Raw genomic sequence first — 24,812 nt, 5'->3', positions numbered from 1 at the left:
ATCGACTCATCGCATAGACTTAGTGTACCATGAACGTCCACAAGCTGTCAAGAGGCTCATTCTAGACTTCCTTTTAAATAACTTAAAAGAAATTGAGCAAAGCTAAGCTCCTTCTATTTTTTACATTAGGGGCTTCACAGGCCCTTCGATGGTCTTTTGCATCCAGACAATATCATGCCATTGATCAAATTTATAGCCAATTTTAGGAAAATGAGCAACTTTCACATAGCCACGTTTCTCATGGAGGGCGATACTAGCTGGATTTGGCAGGGCAATGCAAGCTAAGAAACGTAGATAACCACGCGCCTCTAACTCCATCTCTAACGCCTCATACAAACGAGTACCCAGTCCTTGCCCACGATGATCTTGATCCACATAGACGGATACTTCCAACGCCCAATCATATGCTGATCGATCATAATAGGTTGAGGCATAGGCATAAGCAAGGACTTGACCGTCTACTTCAGCTACTAAATAGGGAAAACGTTGAAGGATCTTTTCGATACGCCTTTCAAATTCCTCAATCGTCGGAACCTGGTATTCAAAAGTGATGGCTGTTTTCTCAACATAAGGGGCATAAATCCTGACAAGTTCAGAAGCATCTTCAAGGGTGACGGGTCTTATCTTCAGCATGGTCTTCTCGCTTTCTATCTCTCTATTATACCCCAAAAGCAAAAAAATAGAGGTTGTCCGACAACCTCTATATATTTTTTTAGAACAATCCTAAAGCAGTACCATCTTCTGCTACATCCATGTTCAAAGCAGAAGGACGTTTTGGTAATCCAGGCATAGTCATCACTTCACCTGTCAAAGCAACAATGAAGCCTGCACCAGTCTTAGGTACCAATTCGCGAATGGTAATGTCAAAACCAGACGGCGCCCCGAGGAGACTTGGATCATCTGAGAAACTATATTGGGTCTTAGCCATACAAACTGGCAACTTGTCCCAGCCATTTTTCACGATCTGAGCAATCTGAGTTTTGGCTTTCTTCTCAAAGACAACATTGTCGGCCCGGTAAATTTCTTGGGCAATCTTAGTGATCTTTTCTTCAACAGAAAGGTCATTATCATAAAGACGATTGTAGTTGGCTGGACTTGTTTCAAGTGTCTCCACTACTGTTTCTGCTAGGGCCAATCCTCCATCAGCACCATCAGCCCAAACGCTCGCCAATTCAACAGGAACTTGAATAGAAGCACAGAGTTCTTTCAGAGCTGCAATTTCAGCTTCTGTATCTGTGACAAATTCATTAATAGCCACTACTACAGGAACTCCGAATTTACGCATATTTTCTACGTGGCGCTCCAAGTTCGCAAAACCTGAACGAACAGCTTCTACATTTTCTTCAGAAAGAGCATCTTTGGCAACTCCACCATTCATCTTCAAAGCACGAATCGTTGCGACAATCACCACTGCAGATGGACTAACAGGAAGATTTGGTGTTTTGATATCCAAGAATTTTTCAGCTCCCAAATCCGCCCCAAAACCTGCTTCTGTCACTACGTAATCGGCTAAACGAAGAGCGGTTGAGGTAGCTAAAACAGAATTACATCCATGAGCAATATTAGCAAAAGGTCCACCATGAACAAAGGCTGGCGTTCCATAGATGGTTTGGACCAAGTTTGGCTTGATTGCATCTTTCAGAATCAAGGCAAGCGCCCCTTCCACTTCCAAATCACGGACATAAACTGGACTACGATCATAGCGGTAACCGATCACAATATTAGCCAAACGACGTTTCAAGTCTTCAATATCTGTCGCCAAGCAAAGGATGGCCATAATCTCAGAAGCAACGGTGATATCAAACCCGTCTTCACGAGGAATCCCATTGAGCGGTCCACCGAGACCAACCGATACGTGTCGCAAAGCACGGTCATTCAAGTCCACTACCCGTTTCCAGATAATCCGACGTTGGTCAATGCCTAGCTCATTTCCTTGATGCAAATGATTATCAATCAATGCTGAAAGAGCATTATTTGCTGTTGTAATGGCATGCATGTCACCCGTGAAATGAAGGTTGATATCCTCCATTGGGAGTACTTGAGCATAGCCTCCCCCAGCTGCACCACCTTTAATCCCCATAACAGGACCTAAAGAAGGTTCGCGAATGGCAATCATGGTTTGTTTTCCAATTTTATTTAATGCATCTGCCAAACCAATGGTGATGGTAGACTTCCCTTCTCCAGCTGGAGTCGGGTTAATGGCTGTTACCAAGATGAGTTTTCCTGGTTCTTCCTTCTGAACGGCTTGGATCTTGTCAAAGGTTAATTTTGCCTTGTACTTTCCATAGAGTTCCAAGTCATCAAATTGAATGCCCAATTTCTCTACTACATCTGTGATTGGTTTCAATTCAATACTTTGTGCAATTTCGATATCTGTCTTCATCTGAATCTCCTCACTATTTTATAATCCTATTATACAGAAATTTTGCGAGGATATATATTTTAAATGTCAAACTTTTTCTATTCGTTCGGTTTTTGCCTTTAAAATGGACCTTATCAGCCTTCATTCTAATTTCTTATACCCTTCTATATGAAATAACTATTAGTCCCTTCATCGTCTACTCTACCGCCTTTGCATCCCCTTGACCAACAATCGTATGAGCCGTGTTCCTGGCTTTACTAAAATATAAAATTCTTGTAAAATAAACCTATGAATATTTTGATTACTTCTGGAGGAACCAGCGAGAAAATCGATCAAGTTCGCTCAATAACCAATCATTCTACTGGTCAGTTAGGAAAAATGATCGTTGAGCGGTTTCTTGACGCTGGCTTCCCTGTGACTCTGGTTACCAGTCCAACGGCTGTTCGTCCAAAAGAACACCCCCTTTTAACAATGATTCTAACGGCAAACGTCGCCGAACTTCAGCTAGTTCTAGAAGAACAAACTCCTAAACACCAAGTGCTCATTCATGCCATGGCGGTTTCAGATTATAGTCCAGTCTATATGGTTGGATTGGAAGATGTAAAAGAGGCTAGCGATCTGGAACAATTTCTTCATCGCACTAATCAAGAGTCGAAAATCACCTCAGACGACGACTACCAAGTTCTCTTTTTGAAGAAAAATCCTAAGTTGATTTCTCTAGTAAAAACTTGGAATCCAGACATACGCTTGATTGGCTTTAAACTGCTGGTTGATGTAGCTCAGGATCAACTCCTATCCGTTGCTCGCGCAAGCCTCGAAAAGAATCAGGCAGAAATGATTGTTGCCAATGACTTAAGCGAAATTCAAGACGGAAAGCATCAGGCTTATTTAGTTACGAAAGATGCTATTCAAATAGCCGAAACGAAATTGGATATAGCTCAAAAAATCTACCATCACATTAGGAACAAAGGATAAAACCTATGGCCAATATTCTACTAGCTGTTACAGGAAGTATTTCTGCATATAAGGCGGCGGATCTCACCAGTCAATTGACCAAGCTCGGTCACCAGGTTAAGGTTCTCATGACTCCTGCAGCTACAGCTTTTATTACCCCTCTAACACTTCAGGTCCTCTCCAAACAAGCTGTCCTGGTAGAGGTCATGACAGAAGACGATCCAAAACAAATCCAACATATTGACTTGGGGAAAGAGGCCGATCTTTTTCTAGTCGCACCTGCTAGTGCCAATACCATTGCAAAATTAGCCCACGGCTTTGCAGATACTATTGTTACCAGCACTGCTTTGGCCCTACCATCTGAGGTGAAGAAATTCCTAGCACCCGCTATGAATACCAAGATGCTGGACCACCCCGCTACACAAAACAATCTTGAAACCCTAAAAAGCTACGGCTACCAAATCATCCCACCGCGCGAAGCTTTACTAGCTTGTGGCGATCAGGGATCTGGTGCTTTAGCTTCCATCGAAACCATTCTAACTATTATACAGGAGTCGCTCTCATGAGAAAATCTTCTTCATCCATTGCACAAATTTCTATTTTCTTCGCTATCATGGTGACCATTCATTTTACATCAACCATGATCTTCCAATTCTTCCCCTTTCTAATTCCACCGACCTTCGTCCATATCCCAGTTGTCATTGCCTCCATTCTTTATGGACCTCGTATTGGTGGGACCTTAGGACTTTTAATGGGACTCTTTAGCCTCACCATCAACACCATTGTTCAGCTACCAAGTAGTTATTTATTCAGTCCCTTTGTTGAAAAAGGGAACATTTACTCTCTGATTATTGTGCTGGTTCCTCGTATCCTCATTGGGATCACCCCTTACTTTGTGTACAAGTTGATCCATAATAAATCCGGACTGGCAATCGCTGCCGCGGTTGGATCTTTCACCAACACTTTCTTTGTGCTTTCAGGTATTTTCATCTTCTTTTCAAAAAATTATCCAGGTGGTATCCAAGCCTTCCTCGGCGCTGTTTTAACCACCAACTCATTGATTGAGGTCCTTGCGACAGTCATTCTGACACTAGCGATCATCCCACCTCTCTCAAAAGTTAAGAATTCATTATAAGTCATTTTCGATTATCACACTTTTCAAATGGAGGTGTGATTTTTTTGTGGACACTCAGCATATAAATTTGAAAACAATTGCTATTGAATCTAGTTTTTTCAGAAAAAAAATGCTATAATGTAAGCGATTAATTTATAGAAATAAGGAGTTGCACTATGACTTATCAAGAAAACTTCCAAAAATGGGCTGATTTCGCTGACCTACCAGATTACCTTCATCGTGATTTGGAAAGCATGGATGAAAAAACAAAAGAAGATGCCTTTTACACAAACCTTGAATTCGGTACTGCTGGTATGCGCGGATTGATTGGTGCGGGTACAAACCGTATTAACATCTATGTAGTCCGTCAAGCAACTGAAGGTTTGGCTCGTTTGATTGAATCTAAAGGTGGAAATGAAAAAGAACGTGGTGTAGCCATTGCCTACGATAGCCGTCACTTCTCTCCAGAATTTGCCTTTGAATCAGCAGCCGTTCTTGCAAAACACGGTATTAAATCCTATGTCTTTGAAAGTCTCCGTCCAACTCCAGAACTTTCATTTGCTGTTCGTCACCTCAACTGCTTCGCAGGGATTATGATTACTGCTAGCCACAACCCTGCTCCGTTTAATGGATACAAGGTTTACGGTGAAGATGGTGGTCAAATGCCTCCACACGACGCGGACGCATTGACAACTTATATCCGTGCCATTGACAATCCTTTCGCTGTAGAAGTTGCGGATGTAGAAGCTGAAAAAGCATCTGGTTTGATTGAAGTCATCGGTGAAGCTATTGATGCTGAATACCTCAAAGAAGTCAAAGATGTTAACATTAACCCTGCCTTGATCGAAGAGTTCGGTAAAGACATGAAGATTGTCTACACTCCACTTCACGGTACTGGTGAAATGTTGGCTCGTCGCGCTCTTGCGCAGGCAGGATTTGACTCTGTACAAGTCGTAGAAGCTCAGGCAACTCCAGACCCAGACTTCTCAACGGTTAAATCTCCAAACCCAGAAAGTCAAGCAGCCTTTGCTCTTGCAGAAGAACTTGGTCGCCAAGTTGGTGCTGATGTTCTTGTTGCAACAGACCCTGACGCTGACCGTGTCGGTGTTGAAGTCCTTCAAAAAGATGGTAGCTACCTTAACCTTTCAGGTAACCAAATCGGTGCTATCATGGCTAAATACATATTGGAAGCCCACAAAAATGCTGGCACACTTCCAGAAAATGCAGCCCTATGCAAATCTATCGTATCAACTGACTTGGTAACGAAGATTGCTGAAAGCTACGGCGCAACTATGTTCAACGTTCTGACTGGTTTCAAATTTATCGCTGAAAAAATTCAAGAATTTGAAGAAAAACACAATCACACTTACATGATGGGATTTGAAGAAAGCTTCGGTTACTTGATTAAGCCATTCGTACGTGATAAAGATGCCATCCAAGCTGTCCTTGTCGTTGCTGAGCTTGCTGCTTACTACCGCTCTCGTGGTTTGACACTTGCTGACGGTATCGAAGAAATCTACAAAGAGTACGGCTACTATGCTGAAAAGACAATCTCTGTTACACTTTCTGGTGTTGACGGTGCTGAGCAAATCAAAGCGATCATGGCGAAATTCCGTGAAAACGGTCCAAAAGAATTCAATGGAACTGCCATCGCTATCGTTGAAGACTTCAAAGCACAAACATCTACTGCCGCTGATGGCACTGTAACAGCCTTGACAACTCCTCCAAGTGATGTATTGAAATACACACTTGAGGATGGTTCTTGGATTGCCGTTCGCCCTTCAGGTACAGAACCAAAAATCAAGTTCTACATTGCCGTTGTTGGTGAAAGCAACGAAGATTCTCAAGCTAAAATTGCTAACATCGAAGCTGAAATCAATGCCTTTGTAAAATAAGCAACCACAAAAGATGAGATCAACCAATCTCATCTTTTTTTCGTATCAAAATACAGCATTTTTTCGCCCTTTATGGCATACTAGATTTATAAGAAAGCGAGGTAATCTCATGGAACAATTTTTAGAAGATATTAAAGATCTTGAAGTAACCACTGTTGCGCGTGCGCAAGAAGCCATCGACCAAAAAGAAACAGCAACCTTCTTTATTGGACGTAAGACTTGCCCATATTGCCGTAAGTTCGCTGCTAAATTAGCAACGGTAGTAGCCGAAACTAAAGCCCATATCTACTTCATTAATAGTGAAGAACCAAGTCAACTTGATGCCTTGCAAGCCTTCCGCTCTACCTATGGTATTCCAACTGTTCCTGGATTTTTACATGTCGAAGCCGGTGAAGTTACCGTTCGTTGCGACTCATCCATGTCAGAAGAAGAAATCAAAGCATTCGCTCATCTATAAAAAAATTGAGGCTGGGACAAAAGTCCTAGCCTCTCAATTGTTTTTGGATTGTCGCGCAAGACGCAGTGGTTGAGTGGGCTCTACTACGCTGATTTCATCAGCTTTTACAGCCCTACTCAACTGTGCGGAGGTGGGACGACGAAATCGAATTCTAACGAATTACCGATTTCTGTCCCACTCTCAATTTTCATTTTCTGTAAAAGTCGTCCAAATCTTCTGCTGGGGTTTGGCAAAAGGATAGGCCGAAAATTCTTCCGGTTTTAACCAAATAGTTGATTCACTGGTTGCTTGTTCTCCTTCTTTTACCAATCCGTACTGGATTTGAACCTGCCACTTGCGGTGCGAAAAGACATGCTGGACCAAGGGATAAGTTCTCTCTTGCCAATCAATGACCAAGTCATAGTCCTGTTCAAAGGAGAGAATCTCTAGATTGTCCTCTGCTTGTTCTTTCTCATCCAATAGAGACAATTGGCCCAGGTTCTCAGATAGACTATCCACTTCAATCATGGGAAAATGCCAGAAGCCTGACAAGAGTCCTTCTCGCTCATTTTTTTCCAGCAGGTAGCGCCCTTGACTATCCTTGACAATAAAGGATGTTAAATAAACGGGTACTGGTTTCTTCTTTGGAGCCTTGATGGGATAGCGATCCATGGTCCCATGCTGATAGGCCGCGCTAAACTCTTTTACAGGACTCTCTTCCGGACGTGGATTGACTGGGGATTCAATATCTGAGCCCAAATCCATCAAAGCCTGATTGAAATCACCAGGACGCTCTGGATCGATCAAGACTTCCATCATGGCTTGAAAAATCTTGCGATTAGTCGGGATTCCGATATCGTAGTCTACCTCAAACAAACGAGCTAAAACCCGCATGACATTGCCATCCACTGCTGGCTTTGGCAAGCTAAAGGCAATACTAGCAATGGCACCAGCTGTATAAGGTCCAATTCCCTTGAGTTTAGAGATAGCCTCATAGCTTGATGGGAAAACACCCCCATGGACCTCCATGATTTGCTGAGCAGCTTTCTGCATGTTGCGGACCCGTGAGTAATAGCCCAAGCCTTCCCAAGCTTTTAAGAGCTTTTCTTCTGGAGCCTGAGCCAGATCCGCAATCGTCGGAAACCAATCTAAAAAACGCTCATAATAAGGAATAACCGTATCAACACGTGTCTGCTGGAGCATAATCTCTGAGATCCATATTTTATAAGGATCTTGCGTCCGTCTCCAGGGGAGATCCCGTTTATTGGCATCGTACCAGGCTAATAACTTTTCTCGGAAAGAGGCAATTTTTTCCTCCTCCCACATATTAATCCCATAGTCTTTTAAATCCATCATATTCCTAGTATACCATAGAATGGGTTCTAGTTTAGAGATTCTGACTCTACAATAAAAGCCTAGGAAACTCCTAAGCCTTTCAATCATTCTTATTGTTCCACTGCTTGAGCTGCTGTGATCAAGGTCAATTTGTAAACGTCATCTGCATTACATCCGCGAGAAAGGTCGTTAACTGGTTTGTTCAACCCTTGCAAAACTGGACCTACTGCGGCAAAGCCACCAAGACGTTCTGCCATCTTGTACCCAATGTTTCCTGCTTCAATACCTGGGAAGATAAAGACATTGGCTTGTCCTGCCACCTTGCTTCCTGGAGCTTTCAATGCTGCTGTTTCTGGTACAAAAGCAGCGTCAAATTGCAATTCTCCATCAATTTCTAGATCTGGACGAAGTTCATGAGCGATTTTTGTTGCCTCAACAACTTTATCAACACTTTCACCGAAACCAGAACCTTTAGTTGAATAGCTCAACATGGCGATTTTCGGATCGATGCCAAACATCTTGGCTGTGATAGCAGAGTTGATGGCAATTTCTGCCAATCCTTCAGCATCCGGACTGATGTTAATCGCACAGTCTCCAAACAAGTAACGTTCAGATCCACGAACCATGAGGAAGGCACCTGAAGTGCGTTTGACATTCGGACGAGTTTTGATAATTTGAAGTGCTGGACGAACGGTTGCAGCTGTTGAGTGAATCGCACCTGATACCATACCATCAACGATTCCCAGATGTACCAACATAACACCAAAGTAGTTGACATCGTCTTGCAAAATTTGACGCGCTTCTTCTTCTGTCATTTTACCCTTCCGACGTTCTACCAAAGAAGCTACCATCTCATCAAAGCCTGCGTAAGAATGCGGGTCGATAACTTCGTATCCTTCCAAAACTCCTTCAATTTCAAGGTAAATACGAATCTTATCTGGATTACCAAGCAAGACAGGTGTAACGTCTGTTTCTTTTACAATCCGTTTTGCTGCTTGCAGAATACGAGGCTCTTCCCCTTCTGGTAACACAATACGAGCATTCTTACCAACAAGGTTGGCTTTGAGACTTTCAAAAACTTCCATGAGTTTCTCCTTTGAAAAAAATTAAAAATTTGATAACTGTTTTAAAACTTGGCTAAAATCATCTGGCAGCGAGCTTTCAATTCGGAGCTCCTCTTCCAAATAAGGATGATAGAAAGCCAAGGAATGGCAATGCAAGGCTTGTCGAAGAATCCCATCTTCTAACGAACCTCCATAGAGATCATCTCCCAAAAGTGGAAAACCAATATGAGAAAAATGAACGCGAATCTGATGGGTCCGGCCTGTGTGCAACTGGATATCCACTAGATGAATATCACCAAAAGACTGAACAACTTGGTAGCTAGTATGAGCATACTTGCCACCTTTCGCTACCTTTCGGGTAATAATGGAGTCTTCATCACGCGCAATGGGGGCAATGATATCCCCCTTGCTTTCCAACTCGCCTTTTCCCTTTACCAATGCAAAATAACGTTTTTGAATGGTCTTAGCTTGAAGTTGTTTATCTAAGCGAGCATGGGCATAGCCATGTTTTGCAAAAAGCATGATCCCACTAGTATCCTTGTCTAAACGAGTGACAATATGAACGAGCTGATTTTCATACTGATGGCGAACATAGTATCCCTTGACAAAGTTCGCAATGGTATTGGAATGAAGGGAGCTAGGAATGGATGCCACTCCTGCAGGTTTGTTGATAATCAAGAAATGATCGTCTTCGTACAAGATTTCCAAATCACGATCAATGGCCTCCAAGGCTTCATAACCTTCCTCAGAGGGAATATCAATCGTTACCTTATCTCCTATATCGAGTAGATAAATGGCATTTTGTTCGACGCCATTGACTAAAATCTGGCCTCCAGAAAACTTGATCTTGGCCAATAAGCCTTTTGAAACCTGATGTTTCTTCAGAAAGGTTTTAACCTTGACATGTTCATCCGCAATAAACTCGAACCTCATTCGTCAATATCTCCAATAAAGGCATCCTTGACCCGATTCCAGAAACTGGTATGACTTGGACTCGCTACGAAATTGATCTTGTGGTTATCAATCTGGTACTCAATATGGGCGATATTTCGATAGGAATAAGTTGAATTATCAACAGAGAGAATGTGAAAACCTGGCCGGCTAGGCGTAATTTCAATCTTATCTTTTTTGGGAACAATAATCGATGACCCCAAAGTTCGATAGACACGATTATTCAGACTAGCAATTTCAGCAATTTGAAGCGCTTCGATCGTCGGGTGAAGCACAGCTCCTCCCAAAGATTTGTTATAAGCTGTGCTACCTGTAGGGGTCGAAACCGTAATGCCATCCCCTCTGAATCGCTCAAAATGAACGCCATTGATGGTTAAATCAGCAACCATGGTTCGATCGCTGCGTTTGATTGTCGCTTCGTTAAGGGCTCGCATAATCTTCGTATCCCCATTATCAAAAGTCACTTTGACATTAAGGATTGGGTAAGATACCTTGGCACCTGTATCGAACTTGAGATTTTCTACCAACTTGTCAATCTCATCATCTAAATAGTCCGTATAAAATCCAAGATGCCCCGTATGCACCCCAACAAAACGAACCCGATCCAATTGACTCTCGTACTTATGAAAAGCAGAGAGCAACATACCATCCCCACCGATAGAGATTACGATATCCGGATGCTTCTCAGTTAAGATAAAATTATTCTTTTTTAATTTATAACGAAGTTGTTGAAAAACCTCTTCGCTCTGGCGTTTTCGATTTCGAATAATCGAAACCTTTTTACCTGTAGTCCTCATCTGTATCATCACTATTTCCGACGCCATCGTTTAATTTACGATGCATTGGATCAAAAAGAGCTTGCGCCTCCTGAATGGCATCACGAATGGCACCCATTTCCTCATCGAGTTGATAAGCCAAATTCGCGGTGACTTCAAGACGCTTCTTAATCTCGTCCGGAAAATCTCCTTTATATTTGTAATTTAATGAGTGTTCAATGGTGGCCCAGAAATTCATAGACAGGGTACGAATCTGAATCTCTGCCAAAATCGTTTCATAGCCATTAATGGTATCTACTGGATACTCTACCACTACATGATAGCTTCGATACCCACTTGATTTCTTGTGACGAATATAGTCTCGTTCTTGAACCACGCGCATATCCTGACGCTTCCGCAAGACTTCTAGGACTTCATCTACGTCGTCTACAAATTGAACCATGACCCTCAGACCAGCAATATCTTGCATATCTTGAGCCAGGTTCTCTTCAGAAATACTTCTGCGTTCCATCTTTTCGAGAATACTCTCAATCGGCTTCACACGACCGGTCACAAACTCGATTGGGGAATGCTTTTGTTGTTTGCGGTACTGCTTTCTTATCCCACGAAGTTTAATCTTCAATTCTCCAACTGCTTGGATATAGGGATCTAAAAAATTTTCCCAATCAATCGCCATTGAATCACCTTGTCATCTCAAAGTTTTTTGTATAAAATAAACACATCTATTATTATATCATAAAGAGCTTGCAAACGAAAGAAAAGGACGTAGCTATGAATCATTTAGAAATTGAATTTAAAACCTTACTAACCGAGGAAGAGTACCATTCTCTAGAAGACTTTTTCAAAGACCAACCACCTATCCGACAAACCAATCACTATATTGATACGCCCGACCATGCTATCCGGAATCATCGGATGGCCTTGCGAATTCGTACCTTAGCTGATCGGGCTGAGCTAACCCTTAAAGTACCGCAAGATGCGGGACATTTTGAATACAATCAAGCCCTTACTTTTGATCAAGTAGAAGCCTTTCTCTCCAAGAAAAAACTTCCTCAAGGTGAGATTGCCAGCTTTCTCACTGATTTAAACATTCCTTTATCCGCTTTAGATGTCTGGGGAAATCTAGAAACAGAGAGACGGGAGAAAAGAATCCCTAAAGGTTTATTAGCTTTTGACCGTAGTCGCTATAACTCTATCGAGGACTATGAATTAGAAATGGAGGTGGATGACGCCTCAGATGAAACTTATTTTCACGAATTTCTCAAGGAAAAACAAATTGAATACAAGCCTGCAAAAAGTAAAGTAGCAAGATTGGCCCAAAGTTTGCTAAAAAGCTGAAATTACTGAATTTTTTTGCTAAAATAAGACTAGACAAAAATATCTTAATGAGGATCAAACACATGTCAGAAAAAAACAATATGAAGCTCTTCGCACTCAACTCCAACCAAGAAATTGCACAAAAAATTTCAGAAGTTGCTGGCATCCCACTCGGAAAGCTTTCTTCACGTCAATTCTCAGATGGTGAAATCCAAATTAATATCGAAGAAAGTGTGCGTGGATATGATATTTACATCATCCAATCTACTAGCTTCCCAGTGAACAATCACTTGATGGAATTGTTAATCATGGTAGATGCTTGCCAACGAGCAAGTGCCCATACCGTGAACGTGGTCCTTCCATACTTTGGGTATGCTCGTCAAGACCGCACTGCTGCTCCTCGCGAACCAATTACAGCAAAATTAGTTGCCAACATGCTTGTCAAGGCAGGGGTAGACCGTGTTGTAACCCTCGATCTTCATGCGGTTCAAGTACAAGGCTTCTTCGATATCCCAGTAGACAACTTGTTCACGATTCCTCTATTTGCTGATCACTATATCAAACAAGGTTTAACCGGTTCAGATGTAGTGGTTGTCAGCCCTAAAAATTCTGGAGTGAAACGCGCACGAAATCTTGCAGAATATCTAGATGCCCCAATTGCTATCATCGACTACGCCCAAGACGACTCTAGCCGTGACGAGGGCTACATCATTGGGGATGTTAAAGGTAAAAAAGCAATCCTGATCGATGATATTTTGAATACAGGAAAAACCTTCTCTGAAGCTGCAAAAATTGTCCAACGAGATGGCGCTACTGAGATTTATGCTGTTTCTAGTCACGGACTTTTCGTTAAAGGAGCTGCAGAATTACTAGACCAAGCACCGATTAAAGAAATTTTAGTTACAGACTCTGTAGCAACCAAAGAGCAAAAACCAAAAAATGTAAAATACATTACTGCAAGCGAATTAATTGGAGAGGCCCTTGTTCGTATCCAAGAGCGTAAACCAGTTAGTCCACTCTTTGCATACCACAAGAAATAAGGTGATGGCGTGATTTATTTTGACAATGCGGCAACCACTCCCCTAAGCCCAGGAGTAATCAAGGTGATGACAGAAACGATGGAAACCAGCTTTGGAAATCCATCTAGTCTCCACTCCCACGGTCGCCAAGCAAAAAAGATTCTTAGAGATGCCAGGGAATGCGTTGCAACTTGTTTAAAGACCTCTAGTCAACAGATTACCTTCACTTCTGGGGGAACCGAAAGCAATAACACTGTTATAAAGGGCTACTGTCTCAAACATAGACAGAAAGGGAAGCATATTATTACCACGGCTATCGAACACCATGCCGTTCTTGAACCGATTGAGTACTTGGTCGATGAATTTGGCTTTAAAGTCACCATTATTCAACCCGTCGATCAAATGATTCGTCCAGAAGATATTCAAGCTGCTCTTCGTCCCGATACTATTTTGGTCTCCACTATGTATGCCAATAACGAGACGGGCGATCTCTTACCCATCAGGGCTATTTCAGACCTTTTGAAAGACCATCCTGCAGCTTTTCATGTCGATGCTGTTCAAGCCGTTGGTAAACTTGCTGTAGCCCCTGAAGAGTTAGGAGTTGATTTTCTAACCGCATCCGCCCATAAATTTCACGGGCCTAAGGGAGTTGGTCTTCTCTATGCTAAAAAGCCTGACTTCTTCAATCTCTTACACGGGGGTGACCAAGAAGACAAGCGTCGAGCTAGTACAGAGAACTTGATTTCAATTGCTGGAATGGCGCAATCCCTCAAAGAGTCTACTGATCAGTTAGACGCAAATTATCTGTATATTCAAAGCTTATCTGAACGAATCCTAACTGGCTTAAAAGATCTAGATTTCTATCTGAATGGCACAGATTCCAAACTTCCTCACGTCTTGAACATTGGCTTTCCTGGTATCAGCAATGATATCTTACTGCTTCGTTTAGATATGGCAGGGATTTCAGTCTCAACTGGCTCTGCTTGTACTGCGGGGACTGTTCAGCCAAGTCACGTCCTTGCAGCTTATTATGGCGAAGATTCACCTCGCTTGAAGGAATCTATTCGCATTAGTTTATCTGAATTCAATACTTCTGATGAAGTCGATATTTTTATTACAAACATTCATAAAATTTTAGGAGAATTACATGGCATTTGAAACATCTGTCTCATTAACAAACTGTGATTACACATACGCAATCCACCCAAATATCAAGAAATATACCCTACGCGACAATACTTTTGCACAAACAAAGGTTGGTAACTACGAATTAAATCGTTTATTAGAAGCTATTCCAAATAGCGGAGATGGCTTTAAGTTAAAAATTATCATCAATAAGGATTTAACAGGATTTAAAATTAACATTACTGATAAGTCAGGCCTTCGTTTGGTGAATATTTTCAAAAATCCAGAAAACAAGATTATCCAACAAAAATTCTACTTCCTCATGGACAGTTTAGTTGAACGTGAAATCTTTGAAAGGATTGAAAAGTAATGACCAATGGTCCTGTAGTCCTCACCTATTTGGATGCATACCAAAAGGAACGTCAGGTTAGCTACGACAACATCGATCACTGTCTATTAGCCTTCTCAGGCTGTGTGACCCTTCCAGATTCCTATCAGATTGTTTCTGTGACCTACAAGGGGCAAATTTTACCTTTCACTGGAAGAATCGGTGACTTCTATCGCTATCTGATTCAGTTTGATCAGAGTTTAAGAAATTCCAACTAACAAAGAAAAGCACCATTTTGGTGTTTTTTTAGTATAAGATAGTTGCTTTTTTCACAAACTTTTTATAAAATAGATTTGAAAGGTTGTGATATTGTGAAACAAGATAAAACTAATCCAATTCCTCGTGCTACTGCCAAACGACTCTCCTTGTATTACCGTATTTTTAAACGCTTTAATGCAGAGAAAATCGAGCGGGCAAATTCAAAACAGATCGCTGAAGCCATCGGGATTGATTCCGCAACTGTTCGTCGTGACTTCTCCTACTTTGGAGAGCTAGGACGACGTGGTTTTGGTTATGATGTCAAAAAGTTAATGAACTTCTTTGCTGATCTCTTAAATGATAACTCCATCACCAATGTAGCTATTGTTGGAATTGGAAATATGGGAAGTGCCCTTCTTCACTATCGCTTCCATGAGCGAAACAAAATGAAAATTGTCATGGCATTTGATACGGATGATCATAAGTTAGTCGGCACTAAAAGTAAAGATGGTATTCCGATTTACGGCATCTCCACACTAAAAGAAAAACTTGAGGGACAAGAGATTCAAACAGCCATTTTAACCGTTCCAAGTGTAAAATCTCAAGAAGTTGCAGATTTACTGGTTGAAGCTGGTATCAAGGGAATCCTGAGCTTTTCTCCTGTACACCTAACAGTTCCAAAAGATGTGGTAGTCCAATATGTCGATCTAACCAGTGAATTGCAAACCCTTCTCTACTTTATGCGCAAGAATACATAATAAGCAAAGAGGCTGGGACAAAAGTCCTAGCCTCTCAATTGTCTTTGGATGATCGAGCAAGACGCAGTGGTTGAGTGGGCTCTACTACGCTGATTTTATCAGCTTTTACAGCCCTACTCAACTGTGCGAAGGTGGGACGACGAAATCGAATTCTAACGAATTACCGATTTCTGTCCCACTCTCTTTTTTTATACCAATAAGTCTGTCTCCTCTCTGTAGCTATAATAGTCATCGGTTGAGACAATCAGATGGTCAAGAAAAACAATTCCTAGACAATTGCAGGCTTCAATCATTTGTTGGGTGACACCATCATCATTCTTGCTGGGATGAATGATCCCAGACGGGTGGTTGTGAACCAAGATTAAGGATGTCGCCATATGCTTGATGGCATAGTGCAAGATTTCTCTTGGTTCTGCAATGCTACGATTGACTGTTCCGATAAAAATCACTTGCTGATGGATAATTTGATTTTGGGTATTCAGATACAAGGCCAATAAATGTTCCTGTTTCTCATGGCCTATTTTTTGTTGCATCATTTTTGCCAGCTTCTGACTACTCATGATTTGTTCCGTTTCAATCACTTCAGAAGTCTGTATTCGTTTCCCTAGTTCAATAGCAGCTAACAGCTCAATGGCTTTAACTTTCCCAATTCCTGGAACTTCCTGTAACTCCTGAAAACTCATACTAGCCAGTTCTTTTAAACTCTTTAGTGAGCCCAGCAGGTCCTGTGCGATCTCGTAGACTGGTTTATTTTTGTTCCCCGTCCGTAATAAGATGGACAGCAATTCTTGATGACTGAGCTTATCAGGTCCTTCTGTTAGCAAACGTTCTCTAGGTAAGAGACCTGATTCTTGAAATACAATATGATACATAAAAAACCTCCTCAATTAATAATTCGCAATTGAGGAGGAAAAAGGACGATTCTGTATAAATTAAATTGGACAAACTACTTCTCTTAAGTTTTCAAGAATTCGAGTTTCTTCATTTGAGAAGTTAATTCGATAGCCCTCTTGCACTTGTTCCAAAGACGCAAGAAATTGACGAATTTCGTATCGAACTAAGTGTTCTTGATCATCAGGAAGGTTTTTAATGGTTTCGAAGACCTGTTCAACTTCGTAGATCCCCTTGGTAATGAGCCCTGTTTTAGGGAAATCATTGACCAGTAAGGCACAGAAGTTTCTTAACAAAGTATAGATATCTTCTGTGCGCATTCGATTCCTCCAAGTTTCTTTCTATCACTCTTCTATTATAAAATAGAAAGCATGCAAAAATATGTCAGTCAGGTAACATTTTATGACTATCCTCTTACAAGTTGGCAGAAAATCAACAGAAAAAAGAGGTCAAGGACCTCTTTTTAAATTGATTATAATTGCATTTGATTATAAGATTTTGTGAAAGCTTCCAGTATATCTTTTGGTGCTTTTGAGTAATCTACTGAAGTTTCCAAAGTACCTTTTACAATCGTACGATAAGTTGCTGCGGCATCCTCACAAGTCACTAAGGTGATTTCATTAACCCCTTCACGATCTGCAATGACATCGACCCGATCTGGTGTCACTGTCTCAACAGAATTGATGACATAGGTATACACCTTTTCCTTATCAGTGATATAGATTTTCATTCCAGCTTTGGCATGTTCTAACGGGGAAAAGAGCATTTCATTTGCCCCTGTCAAACCAAAGACATGGTGACTAGCCAAGGAGTAATTCCTTTCCCCCATAACCTGGTCCTCTTTCATGGTACCTGCCCCATAATAGAGTCCCACATTATCTAAGCCTTTAAAAATCGGAAGGTTCATCTTTAACTCAGGAATTGCTATCCCCCCAATAACAGGCAACTTCTGCGCCTGCCACTGGGCATTGATAACAGATTCTGTAGAAAGCGATTTGACTTCTTTAAAATCAAAGCTAGTCTTGGCATCTTTATTCTTATCAATGGTCTTTTTCGATACCTTGTTGACTTGATACTGATTGGTATGCCACACCATGATCATGTTCCGAATCGGAGCATTAAAGATCAAGGCAATAGACAAAAGGATTAGTAAAGTAGCAAAGATATTAATCAAGCGATTGCGTAAGCTTGTTTTCTTCTTTTTTCTTCTTGAAGCCATTTTTTATCCTACCCTTCACTTTCAGTTTCAGTGTCTGACTCATCTTTTTCGTCAGCTTGAACCGTTGTAAAGGTTACGATTTGGGCATCTTGATCCAGACGCATCACTTTCACACCCATGGTCGAACGTCCAGTTTGAGAAATATTGGCAACGCTGGTACGAATCATGACACCTGTATTGGTGATAATCATCAAATCCTCATCTCCTTTGACAGTCATGAGACCGGCTAGAGGACCATTCTTATCAGCCACATTAGCAGTTTTAATCCCTTTACCACCACGTCCTTTTGTTGGATATTCATCAGCACGCGTACGTTTACCGTATCCCTTTTCAGTGATGATCAATACTTCATCTTGATCTGTAATGACGCTTGCACCGACCACTTGGTCACCTGGACGAAGGTTGACACCTCGAACCCCAGTTGCCGAACGCCCCATGTTCCGTACAACAGACTCATTGAAGCGGACAGAATAACCAAATTTAGTCCCGATGATCACGTCTGTATTTCCGTCTGTGAGGAAGACATTGATCAGCTCATCCTCATCTTTGAGGTTAAGAGCTTTCAAGCCATTTTGACGAATATTGGCAAACTCAGCTACACTGGTCCGTTTTACCAAACCTGAGCGGGTTGTAAAGAAGAGATAAGCATCTTCACTACGATCCTGAGCGACGTTAATAATGGTCTGAATGGATTCTCCGTCATCTAACTTGAGCAAGTTAACAATTGGAAGTCCCTTAGCTGTACGGCCGTATTCAGGGATTTCATAGCCTTTCAGACGGTAAACCCGTCCCTTATTGGTAAAGAAGAGCAAACGATCATGGGTGCTGGTAGAAACCAATTCACGGACAAAGTCATCATCTTTGACCCCTGTACCTTGAACACCACGTCCCCCACGTTTTTGAGCAGTAAATTCATCTTGATCCAATCGCTTGATGTAACCCTTGTTAGAGAGAGTAATCAAAACATTGCTTTCTTCGATCAAATCTTCGTCTTCTAGTGATAGAACTTCTCCTACCATCAATTCTGTCCGACGTGGATCTCCAAACTTCCGTTTGACCTCGTCCAATTCTTCCTTGATAATCGCAACTACACGCTCTGGCTTGGATAAAATATCAGCAAGATCAGCAATCAAGGCAACGAGATCATCGTATTCGCTTTGAATCTTGTCACGTTCCAAACCAGTCAAACGACGAAGACGCATATCCAAGATAGCCTGACTTTGACGCTCAGAAAGCTTGAATTTACTCATCAATTCTGCTTGTGCTTCTGCATCTGTCTGACTATTACGGATGATTTTAATCACTTCATCGATGTGATCGAGAGCGATTAAGAGACCTTCCAAGATATGGGCACGAGCTTCCGCCTTCTCTTTATCAAAGATAGTCCGACGAGTCACCACTTCTTTTTGGTGCTCAATATAAGATCTTAAAATCTCACGAAGAGAGAGAATCTTAGGGACACCATTTTGGATAGCCAACATGTTGAAACCAAAGTTGGTTTGCATTTGGGTCATCTTGAAGAGGTTGTTTAAGATGACATTTGCTGAAGCATCGCGGCGCACTTCAATGACGAAACGAACCCCTTCCCGGTTAGACTCATCCCGAACTGCTGTAATCCCATCGATTCGTTTTTCTTGAACCAAACGAACGATATGCTCATGCACCTTGGTCTTGTTGACCATATAAGGAAATTCTGTAACGACAATGCGTTCGCGCCCTGTCTTGGTCTCTTCAATTTCCGTCCGAGACCGTAAGACAATCGAGCCTTTTCCTGTTTCATAGGCCTTATGAATACCCGATTTGCCCATGACCAAGGCACCGGTAGGGAAATCTGGTCCAGGAAGGACTTCCATCAGTTCGCGCGTTGTCACGTCAGGATTGTCCATCATTAGCTTGACAGCATCAATCGACTCACCGAGGTTGTGTGGAGGGATATTTGTCGCCATCCCTACCGCAATCCCTGTCGCTCCATTGACTAATAAGTTAGGGAAGCGAGCTGGAAGGACGTTTGGTTCGCGTTCACTGGCATCATAGTTATCTGTGAAATCAACTGTATTCTTGTTGATATCCCGAAGCATTTCAAGAGCAATCTTGCTCATACGAGCTTCCGTATACCGTTGGGCCGCGGCTCCATCACCATCCATAGAACCAAAGTTCCCATGCCCATCTACAAGCATGTAACGATAGCTCCACCACTGAGCCATCCGAACCATAGCCTCATAAATAGAAGAGTCCCCGTGTGGATGGTATTTACCCATAACATCCCCAGTAATACGGGCAGATTTCTTATGTGGTTTATCTGGTGTAACCCCAAGTTCATTCATTCCATAAAGGATCCGACGATGAACTGGCTTTAAACCATCTCGCACGTCAGGAAGAGCCCGAGACACGATAACACTCATAGCGTAATCGATGAAACTGGTCTTCATTTCAGATGTTAAGTTAACATCAACTAAGTTATTATCCTGCATTAAAACAATGCCTCTCTTTAATTAATTCACCATACTATTATAACACATTTAGCACTTTTTTTCTCCTTCGGAACACAATAGTAAAAACGTTTACATCGTCCAAAATAGGCGTAAAACCGTGACAAAGAAAAGTAAAAGTGGTAGAATAAATGCGAATGGGGAAACCCCAAAAAATAGAAGGAGACGTTTAGAATAATGACATTAACTAAACAACATAAAAAAGTTATCCTTGTTGGTGACGGCGCTGTAGGTTCATCTTATGCTTTCGCACTTGTTACTCAAGGTATCGCTCAAGAATTAGGTATCATCGAAATTCCTCAATTGTTTGAAAAAGCGGTTGGTGATGCTGAAGACCTTAGCCACGCTCTTGCCTTCACTTCTCCTAAGAAGATTTATGCTGCTAAGTACGAAGACTGTGCGGATGCTGACCTCGTTGTTATTACTGCGGGTGCTCCTCAAAAACCAGGTGAAACTCGTCTTGACCTTGTTGGTAAAAACCTTGCCATCAACAAATCAATCGTTGAGCAAGTTGTTGCTTCAGGCTTTAACGGTATCTTCCTTGTAGCTGCTAACCCAGTTGACGTCTTGACTTACTCTACTTGGAAATTCTCAGGTTTCCCTAAAGAACGTGTTATCGGTTCAGGTACTTCTCTTGACTCAGCTCGTTTCCGTCAAGCACTTGCTGAAAAGATTGGTGTTGACGCTCGTTCAGTCCATGCCTACATCATGGGTGAACACGGTGACTCAGAGTTCGCTGTTTGGTCACATGCCAACGTTGCCGGTGTGAAATTGGAACAATGGTTGCAAGCAAACCGTGACTTGGACGAAGCTGACCTTGTAGATCTCTTCATCTCAGTACGTGATGCTGCTTACTCAATCATCAACAAGAAAGGGGCTACTTACTACGGTATCGCTGTTGCCCTTGCTCGTATTACTCGTGCCATCCTTGATGATGAAAATGCTGTACTTCCACTTTCAGTCTTCCAAGAAGGACAATACGGAGTTGAGAACGTCTTTATCGGTCAACCAGCGATCGTTGGTGCGCACGGTATCGTTCGTCCAGTAAACATCCCATTGAACGACGCTGAAACACAAAAAATGCAAGCATCTGCAAAAGAATTGCAAGCGATTATCGATGAAGCATGGAAGAACCCAGAATTCCAAGCAGCTTCTAAAAACTAAACAAAACGTTAAACACCATGTCTTAGGACATGGTGTTTTCTTGATCTCATTATTATGACATCCTAGAGAGCCCTGAGAGCCCAATCCTACTCTTAAAAACCCACTGCTATCTTTCTTCATCCAAAAATAAAAAAAGAGAGCCTTAAGGCTCTCCTATCGTCATCCACCCTGAGAGAATCGAACTCCCATCTCAAGAACCGGAATCTTACGTGATATCCATTACACTAAGGGTGGCAACTATGATAGTATATCAAAAAATCGATCATTTTACAAGTAAAAAAAGCTTGCCTAAGCAAGCTTTTTATGTTGATTACAATTCAATATCACCAAACAAGTCAGCCATTGAGAATCCAGTTTGAGTTTCTGGAAGTTCAAAGTCACGTTTTTCTTGTTTTGGACGACGTGGACGTTGTTGACGTTTTTCTTGTTTTTCGCCTTCTTCTTGAGCTGGACGTTCTTCAAGAGCTTTGATAGAAAGTGATACACGTTCATCAGCAGCATTTACTTCAAGAACTTTAACAGTTACTTCTTGTCCAACTTTAAGCACATCTTTTGGATTTTCAACACGTTTGTGTGAAATTTGTGAGATGTGAACAAGTCCATCGATACCTGGCAATACTTCAACGAATGCACCGAAGTCAGTCAAACGTTTAACAGTACCTTCGATAACATCACCAGCAGCCAATTTTTGTTCTACGCCATCCCATGGTCCAGGTGTTGTAGCTTTCAATGAAAGGGATACGCGACCTTCTTCTTCGTTCAAGTCAAGGACTTTCACTTCGATTTCTTCACCAACAGTTACAACTGATTTAGGTGAAACGTTGCGTTCGTGTGACAATTCAGTCAAGTGAACCAATCCATCAACACCACCAAGGTCGATGAAAGCACCGAAGCTAGTGATACGAGCAACTTTACCAGTTACAACGTCACCAACGTTCAATTTACCGAATACTTCAGCGCGAGCTGCAGCTGATGCAGCTTCAACAACTTCACGACGAGAAAGGATGAAGCGGTTTTCTTTTGCGTCAACTTCTTTGATTTTAGCATCAAATTCTTGACCTACGAAACGTTCAGTGTTACGTACAAAACGAGTATCAAGCATTGAAGCTGGAATAAATCCACGAAGTCCTTCAAATTCTACTGAAAGTCCGCCCTTAACAGCGCGAGTTCCTTTAACAGTAACAACTTCTTCTTCACGTCCGACCAATTTGTCCCATGCTTTGCGAGCTTCCAAACGTTTTTTAGATACAAGGTAAGTTACTGTATCAGTATCTTTACCAACTACTTGACGAAGAACAAGCAATTCAAGTGTTTCACCTGGTTTTACCAAGTCGTTGATGTCAGCATCACGATCGTTTGTCAATTCGCGAAGAGTCAAGACACCTTCGACACCAGTTCCAGAGATTGCAACGTTAGCTTGTGTAGCGTCAACTGTCAAAACTTCAGCAGTAACAACATCACCTGGCTCAACTTGGCTAACACTGTTTAGCAAATCTTCAAATTCATTCATCTAAAAAATCCTCCAACAATCAAGTTTTCTAAACTTGACATACTTATAATTATTTTTCCTAAGCAAGCACTCGCAACGAAATCAAAATGATCTACAACGACTTCTTCATATAAAGAAATAAAATACCTGAGTAGATATTTTACCACCTTATCTGATATTACCTAGAACTGGGGTAGCTGGATTCGAACCAACGCATGAGGGAGTCAAAGTCCCTTGCCTTACCGCTTGGCTATACCCCAAAAAGAGCGCTGACATTAGTCACTTTATCATCGTCACAATGAACGCTAATGGAGAGAGAGGGATTCGAACCCCCGAACCCGAAGGAGCGGATTTACAGTCCGCCGCGTTTAGCCTCTTCGCTATCTCTCCAAGCAAATCAACAGACACAATTATACCATTGATTTCATGAAAATGCAACCCCTTATTTGTTCAAATTATAATTTTCGATGGCACTTTCCACTGCTTTTTCCAGGGATTTATAAAGACTTTCTACTGCTCCGTTTTTCACTAGAGCGAACTGAGCTCCCATATCAGCAATCTCAGCAATAGCCTTCTTCCCAATCGCTAATTGGTAGCCATCAAAGGTATCTTTTCCAACAACTACCTTGCTATCAGAAATTTGGATTTCAATTTTTTTATCTTTCTTACTCATTCTTCTACCTCATTTCAACCCCTTTATTTTACAAAAATTTTCACATGCTTGCAAGCCGAAAATGTTTCATGATTAAATTATTTTTTTTACTAGTATCTTCTTCCTAAGAAAAAGAGGGAGTCCTCATCCCTCTGATCATTCCTTTAATCGTTTACTTTGAAAATCCATCCTTCTGGTGCTTCAATATCACCAAACTGGATGCCCGTTAATTCATCATAAAGCTTGCGGGTAACCGGCCCTACTTCCGTTTCTGAATAGAAGACATGGAAGTCATCTCCGTGCTGAACTCCCCCGATTGGGGAAATAACTGCGGCAGTTCCACAAGCACCTGCTTCAACAAAGCGGTCCAAGTTATCGATTGGGACATCCCCTTCGATTGGTGTCAAACCAAGACGGTGCTCTGCAAGATAGAGCAAGGAATACTTGGTAATGGATGGCAGAATAGATGGGCTAAGTGGTGTTACAAACTCATTATCAGCTGTGATCCCAAAAAAGTTAGCAGATCCCACTTCTTCAATCTTGGTGTGGGTTGCAGGATCCAAGTAGATCACATCTGAGAAGTTTCTAGACTTAGCTAATTTACCAGGTAAGAGGCTAGCGGCATAGTTTCCACCGACTTTCGCTGCACCTGTCCCATGAGGAGCTGCCCGGTCATAGTCATCTTGGATCAAGAAGTTGGTTGGAACCAAGCCACCCTTGAAGTAGTTTCCGACTGGCATAGCAAAGATCGTAAAGATGTATTCCTCTGCTGGCTTCACTCCAATGATATCTCCGACTCCAATCAACAATGGACGAAGATAGAGGGTTCCACCTGTTCCATATGGTGGGACATATTCTTCATTGGCACGCACTACTGCCTTACAAGCTTCCACAAACATATCCGTTGGAACTTGTGGCATCAAAAGTCGATCTGCAGTCCGTTGAAGGCGTTTGGCGTTTTCATCTGGACGGAACAATTGAATGCTGCCATCTTTTGTCCGGTAGGCTTTCAGACCCTCGAAAGCTTGCTGTCCGTAGTGCAAACTCGGAGAAGATTCAGAAATATGAAGAGTGGCATCTTCGGATAGTTCTCCTTTTTCCCAAGCACCATTACGGTAATAGGCGATGTAGCGGTAAGGTAATTTCATATAAGAAAATCCAAGATTTTCCCAATCAAGTGATACTGTCATGTCTGTTTTCCTTCTTCCATTCAAGA

General features: G+C 41.8%; 26 protein-coding genes and 3 tRNA genes. 12 read left to right on the top strand and 17 right to left on the bottom strand.

Features of this window, described 5'->3' with window-relative positions:
* Window positions 1-120 precede the first annotated feature (120 nt).
* Together L0M85_RS02200 and L0M85_RS02195 are read right to left on the bottom strand one after the other, a co-directional pair.
* The gene (locus L0M85_RS02200) at window positions 121-633 is read right to left on the bottom strand and encodes a GNAT family N-acetyltransferase (protein WP_238656362.1); all 513 of its coding nucleotides are present in this window, start codon (window positions 631-633) and stop codon (window positions 121-123) included.
* Between the two features lie 79 nt (window positions 634-712).
* On the bottom strand, window positions 713-2,383 hold the full coding sequence (locus tag L0M85_RS02195; protein ID WP_125329430.1) for a formate--tetrahydrofolate ligase: 1,671 nt from the start codon (window positions 2,381-2,383) through the stop codon (window positions 713-715).
* A 267-nt stretch (window positions 2,384-2,650) separates the two neighbouring features.
* On the opposite strand from L0M85_RS02195, the gene L0M85_RS02190 reads away from it, so the two are divergent.
* From L0M85_RS02190 to L0M85_RS02170, 5 genes are all read left to right on the top strand, one after another.
* A complete protein-coding gene (locus L0M85_RS02190) occupies window positions 2,651-3,337 on the top strand; it encodes a phosphopantothenate--cysteine ligase (RefSeq protein ID WP_238656361.1) in 687 nt (228 codons plus the stop codon).
* A gap of 5 nt (window positions 3,338-3,342) precedes the next feature.
* A complete protein-coding gene (gene coaC, locus L0M85_RS02185) occupies window positions 3,343-3,882 on the top strand; it encodes a phosphopantothenoylcysteine decarboxylase (protein ID WP_125336134.1) in 540 nt (179 codons plus the stop codon).
* Window positions 3,879-4,451 carry an ECF transporter S component gene (locus tag L0M85_RS02180; RefSeq protein WP_125329433.1) on the top strand — a complete coding sequence of 191 codons (573 nt, stop codon included), beginning with the start codon at window positions 3,879-3,881 and terminating at the stop codon, window positions 4,449-4,451. Before coaC ends, L0M85_RS02180 begins: the two co-directional genes overlap by 4 nt.
* A gap of 155 nt (window positions 4,452-4,606) precedes the next feature.
* Window positions 4,607-6,325 (top strand): phospho-sugar mutase, encoded by a 1,719-nt coding sequence (locus L0M85_RS02175; RefSeq protein WP_156676361.1) that lies wholly within the window; start codon window positions 4,607-4,609, stop codon window positions 6,323-6,325.
* Between the two features lie 109 nt (window positions 6,326-6,434).
* Window positions 6,435-6,782 (top strand): PedC/BrcD family bacteriocin maturation disulfide isomerase, encoded by a 348-nt coding sequence (locus L0M85_RS02170; protein ID WP_061563945.1) that lies wholly within the window; start codon window positions 6,435-6,437, stop codon window positions 6,780-6,782.
* Window positions 6,783-6,962: 180 nt separating this feature from the next.
* On the opposite strand, the gene mutY is transcribed toward L0M85_RS02170, so the two are convergent.
* From mutY to L0M85_RS02145, 5 genes are all read right to left on the bottom strand, one after another.
* A complete protein-coding gene (mutY, locus tag L0M85_RS02165) occupies window positions 6,963-8,117 on the bottom strand; it encodes an A/G-specific adenine glycosylase (protein WP_238656360.1) in 1,155 nt (384 codons plus the stop codon).
* Window positions 8,118-8,206: 89 nt separating this feature from the next.
* Window positions 8,207-9,181 carry a phosphate acetyltransferase gene (gene pta, locus L0M85_RS02160; protein WP_048690020.1) on the bottom strand — a complete coding sequence of 325 codons (975 nt, stop codon included), beginning with the start codon at window positions 9,179-9,181 and terminating at the stop codon, window positions 8,207-8,209.
* A gap of 21 nt (window positions 9,182-9,202) precedes the next feature.
* The gene (locus tag L0M85_RS02155; RefSeq protein ID WP_238656359.1) at window positions 9,203-10,093 is read right to left on the bottom strand and encodes an RluA family pseudouridine synthase; all 891 of its coding nucleotides are present in this window, start codon (window positions 10,091-10,093) and stop codon (window positions 9,203-9,205) included.
* A complete protein-coding gene (locus tag L0M85_RS02150) occupies window positions 10,090-10,908 on the bottom strand; it encodes an NAD kinase (protein ID WP_281281320.1) in 819 nt (272 codons plus the stop codon). The genes L0M85_RS02155 and L0M85_RS02150 overlap by 4 nt, the downstream gene beginning before the upstream one ends.
* The gene (locus L0M85_RS02145; protein WP_061563942.1) at window positions 10,892-11,563 is read right to left on the bottom strand and encodes a GTP pyrophosphokinase family protein; all 672 of its coding nucleotides are present in this window, start codon (window positions 11,561-11,563) and stop codon (window positions 10,892-10,894) included. The genes L0M85_RS02150 and L0M85_RS02145 overlap by 17 nt, the downstream gene beginning before the upstream one ends.
* A gap of 95 nt (window positions 11,564-11,658) precedes the next feature.
* Between L0M85_RS02145 and L0M85_RS02140 the strand changes: the two genes are divergently transcribed.
* The 6 genes from L0M85_RS02140 (at window position 11,659) to L0M85_RS02115 (ending at window position 15,692) form a co-directional block, all read left to right on the top strand.
* The gene (locus tag L0M85_RS02140) at window positions 11,659-12,225 is read left to right on the top strand and encodes a CYTH domain-containing protein (protein WP_238656358.1); all 567 of its coding nucleotides are present in this window, start codon (window positions 11,659-11,661) and stop codon (window positions 12,223-12,225) included.
* Window positions 12,226-12,287: 62 nt separating this feature from the next.
* Window positions 12,288-13,244 carry a ribose-phosphate diphosphokinase gene (locus L0M85_RS02135; RefSeq protein WP_238656357.1) on the top strand — a complete coding sequence of 319 codons (957 nt, stop codon included), beginning with the start codon at window positions 12,288-12,290 and terminating at the stop codon, window positions 13,242-13,244.
* Between the two features lie 9 nt (window positions 13,245-13,253).
* A complete protein-coding gene (locus L0M85_RS02130; RefSeq protein ID WP_238656356.1) occupies window positions 13,254-14,381 on the top strand; it encodes a cysteine desulfurase family protein in 1,128 nt (375 codons plus the stop codon).
* Entirely contained in the window at window positions 14,371-14,718 is a 348-nt protein-coding gene (locus L0M85_RS02125) for a DUF1831 domain-containing protein (protein ID WP_048689998.1), read from the top strand. Before L0M85_RS02130 ends, L0M85_RS02125 begins: the two co-directional genes overlap by 11 nt.
* Window positions 14,718-14,954, top strand: a complete 237-nt coding sequence (locus L0M85_RS02120; protein ID WP_238656355.1) for a DUF4649 family protein — start codon at window positions 14,718-14,720, stop codon at window positions 14,952-14,954. Before L0M85_RS02125 ends, L0M85_RS02120 begins: the two co-directional genes overlap by 1 nt.
* Window positions 14,955-15,047: 93 nt before the next feature.
* Window positions 15,048-15,692, top strand: a complete 645-nt coding sequence (locus L0M85_RS02115) for a redox-sensing transcriptional repressor Rex (protein ID WP_238656354.1) — start codon at window positions 15,048-15,050, stop codon at window positions 15,690-15,692.
* A gap of 188 nt (window positions 15,693-15,880) precedes the next feature.
* Here the strand turns inward: L0M85_RS02115 and radC are convergent, their stop codons facing one another.
* From radC to gyrA, 4 genes are all read right to left on the bottom strand, one after another.
* Window positions 15,881-16,564, bottom strand: coding sequence for a DNA repair protein RadC (gene radC / locus L0M85_RS02110; RefSeq protein ID WP_156676355.1), 684 nt, complete (start codon window positions 16,562-16,564; stop codon window positions 15,881-15,883).
* Window positions 16,565-16,624: 60 nt separating this feature from the next.
* A complete protein-coding gene (locus tag L0M85_RS02105; protein WP_238656353.1) occupies window positions 16,625-16,903 on the bottom strand; it encodes a porphobilinogen deaminase in 279 nt (92 codons plus the stop codon).
* Between the two features lie 152 nt (window positions 16,904-17,055).
* Entirely contained in the window at window positions 17,056-17,802 is a 747-nt protein-coding gene (locus L0M85_RS02100; RefSeq protein WP_048715926.1) for a class A sortase, read from the bottom strand.
* A gap of 8 nt (window positions 17,803-17,810) precedes the next feature.
* Window positions 17,811-20,273, bottom strand: a complete 2,463-nt coding sequence (gene gyrA / locus L0M85_RS02095) for a DNA gyrase subunit A (protein WP_238656352.1) — start codon at window positions 20,271-20,273, stop codon at window positions 17,811-17,813.
* 195 nt (window positions 20,274-20,468) lie between these two features.
* Here gyrA and L0M85_RS02090 point away from each other — a divergent pair, with 195 nt between their 5' ends.
* Window positions 20,469-21,455 (top strand): L-lactate dehydrogenase, encoded by a 987-nt coding sequence (locus tag L0M85_RS02090; RefSeq protein WP_048689936.1) that lies wholly within the window; start codon window positions 20,469-20,471, stop codon window positions 21,453-21,455.
* Window positions 21,456-21,617: 162 nt separating this feature from the next.
* Here L0M85_RS02090 and L0M85_RS02085 read toward each other — a convergent pair.
* The 6 genes from L0M85_RS02085 to L0M85_RS02060 all read right to left on the bottom strand — a co-directional run bounded on the left by L0M85_RS02085 (window position 21,618) and on the right by L0M85_RS02060 (window position 24,786).
* Window positions 21,618-21,689 (bottom strand) — tRNA-Arg (locus tag L0M85_RS02085).
* A 76-nt stretch (window positions 21,690-21,765) separates the two neighbouring features.
* The gene (gene rpsA, locus L0M85_RS02080) at window positions 21,766-22,965 is read right to left on the bottom strand and encodes a 30S ribosomal protein S1 (protein WP_006596419.1); all 1,200 of its coding nucleotides are present in this window, start codon (window positions 22,963-22,965) and stop codon (window positions 21,766-21,768) included.
* Between the two features lie 167 nt (window positions 22,966-23,132).
* Window positions 23,133-23,204 (bottom strand) — tRNA-Gln (locus tag L0M85_RS02075).
* 49 nt (window positions 23,205-23,253) lie between these two features.
* A tRNA-Tyr gene (locus tag L0M85_RS02070) sits at window positions 23,254-23,334 on the bottom strand.
* Between the two features lie 52 nt (window positions 23,335-23,386).
* Window positions 23,387-23,617: a DUF2969 domain-containing protein gene (locus tag L0M85_RS02065; protein ID WP_048715920.1), complete on the bottom strand. Its 231-nt coding sequence runs from the start codon at window positions 23,615-23,617 to the stop codon at window positions 23,387-23,389.
* A gap of 143 nt (window positions 23,618-23,760) precedes the next feature.
* Entirely contained in the window at window positions 23,761-24,786 is a 1,026-nt protein-coding gene (locus L0M85_RS02060) for a branched-chain amino acid aminotransferase (RefSeq protein ID WP_125336146.1), read from the bottom strand.
* Window positions 24,787-24,812 lie beyond the last annotated feature (26 nt).

The organism is Streptococcus sp. DFI.7.26, from assembly GCF_022240605.1.
GTDB lineage: Bacteria > Bacillota > Bacilli > Lactobacillales > Streptococcaceae > Streptococcus > Streptococcus xiaochunlingii.
Note: the sequence above shows the minus strand (reverse complement) of the source record. Positions and strands in the feature narration are given on the sequence as shown.

Coding starts and splice junctions, on each gene's coding strand:
- L0M85_RS02090 (WP_048689936.1), top strand. CDS start 20,469: ATGACATTAACTAAACAACATAAAAAAGTTATCCTTGTTGGTGACGGC.
- L0M85_RS02155 (WP_238656359.1), bottom strand. CDS start 10,093: ATGAGGTTCGAGTTTATTGCGGATGAACATGTCAAGGTTAAAACCTTT.
- L0M85_RS02195 (WP_125329430.1), bottom strand. CDS start 2,383: ATGAAGACAGATATCGAAATTGCACAAAGTATTGAATTGAAACCAATC.
- L0M85_RS02190 (WP_238656361.1), top strand. CDS start 2,651: ATGAATATTTTGATTACTTCTGGAGGAACCAGCGAGAAAATCGATCAA.
- mutY (WP_238656360.1), bottom strand. CDS start 8,117: ATGATGGATTTAAAAGACTATGGGATTAATATGTGGGAGGAGGAAAAA.
- L0M85_RS02065 (WP_048715920.1), bottom strand. CDS start 23,617: ATGAGTAAGAAAGATAAAAAAATTGAAATCCAAATTTCTGATAGCAAG.
- L0M85_RS02150 (WP_281281320.1), bottom strand. CDS start 10,908: ATGAGGACTACAGGTAAAAAGGTTTCGATTATTCGAAATCGAAAACGC.
- radC (WP_156676355.1), bottom strand. CDS start 16,564: ATGTATCATATTGTATTTCAAGAATCAGGTCTCTTACCTAGAGAACGT.
- L0M85_RS02145 (WP_061563942.1), bottom strand. CDS start 11,563: ATGGCGATTGATTGGGAAAATTTTTTAGATCCCTATATCCAAGCAGTT.
- L0M85_RS02105 (WP_238656353.1), bottom strand. CDS start 16,903: ATGCGCACAGAAGATATCTATACTTTGTTAAGAAACTTCTGTGCCTTA.
- L0M85_RS02175 (WP_156676361.1), top strand. CDS start 4,607: ATGACTTATCAAGAAAACTTCCAAAAATGGGCTGATTTCGCTGACCTA.
- L0M85_RS02120 (WP_238656355.1), top strand. CDS start 14,718: ATGACCAATGGTCCTGTAGTCCTCACCTATTTGGATGCATACCAAAAG.
- L0M85_RS02125 (WP_048689998.1), top strand. CDS start 14,371: ATGGCATTTGAAACATCTGTCTCATTAACAAACTGTGATTACACATAC.
- pta (WP_048690020.1), bottom strand. CDS start 9,181: ATGGAAGTTTTTGAAAGTCTCAAAGCCAACCTTGTTGGTAAGAATGCT.
- L0M85_RS02100 (WP_048715926.1), bottom strand. CDS start 17,802: ATGGCTTCAAGAAGAAAAAAGAAGAAAACAAGCTTACGCAATCGCTTG.
- L0M85_RS02170 (WP_061563945.1), top strand. CDS start 6,435: ATGGAACAATTTTTAGAAGATATTAAAGATCTTGAAGTAACCACTGTT.
- L0M85_RS02140 (WP_238656358.1), top strand. CDS start 11,659: ATGAATCATTTAGAAATTGAATTTAAAACCTTACTAACCGAGGAAGAG.
- gyrA (WP_238656352.1), bottom strand. CDS start 20,273: ATGCAGGATAATAACTTAGTTGATGTTAACTTAACATCTGAAATGAAG.
- L0M85_RS02135 (WP_238656357.1), top strand. CDS start 12,288: ATGTCAGAAAAAAACAATATGAAGCTCTTCGCACTCAACTCCAACCAA.
- L0M85_RS02180 (WP_125329433.1), top strand. CDS start 3,879: ATGAGAAAATCTTCTTCATCCATTGCACAAATTTCTATTTTCTTCGCT.
- coaC (WP_125336134.1), top strand. CDS start 3,343: ATGGCCAATATTCTACTAGCTGTTACAGGAAGTATTTCTGCATATAAG.
- L0M85_RS02060 (WP_125336146.1), bottom strand. CDS start 24,786: ATGACAGTATCACTTGATTGGGAAAATCTTGGATTTTCTTATATGAAA.
- L0M85_RS02200 (WP_238656362.1), bottom strand. CDS start 633: ATGCTGAAGATAAGACCCGTCACCCTTGAAGATGCTTCTGAACTTGTC.
- rpsA (WP_006596419.1), bottom strand. CDS start 22,965: ATGAATGAATTTGAAGATTTGCTAAACAGTGTTAGCCAAGTTGAGCCA.